The sequence below is a fragment of the Alkalibacterium sp. m-11 genome, from assembly GCF_054658155.1.
Genome location: NZ_BAAGIR010000496.1, coordinates 1 through 255, shown reverse-complemented (window position 1 = coordinate 255; position 255 = coordinate 1). Strand labels below are relative to the sequence as shown.

1 protein-coding gene is annotated in these 255 nt (G+C 36.5%); it reads left to right on the top strand.

Going from position 1 to position 255, the window contains the following annotated elements; all coding sequences use genetic code 11:
• Positions 1-104 precede the first annotated feature (104 nt).
• Positions 105-255, top strand: a 151-nt coding sequence (locus tag ACYQ2O_RS13310) for a helix-turn-helix domain-containing protein (RefSeq protein WP_459796840.1), incomplete at its 3' end; no start/stop codon positions are given.

Sequence of the window (255 nt, the reverse complement as noted above, 5' to 3'; positions counted from 1 at the left end):
GTATTTCTACGCGTTCTTTGTCAGACATATACTCACCTCCGACTTGATTGTACGGTATTTTTACAGTATAATCAAGTGACAAAGCGTAAGAGGAGGTGAAGAATATGTTAAAAGCTTATAAGTATCGGCTCTACCCAAATGAAGAACAAAAAAACTATTTTGCGAACTGTTTTGGTTGTGCCCGCTTCATTTATAACCAAATGCTTAGCGACAAGATCGACCACTATAAATTGACGAAACAAATGCTCAACAATA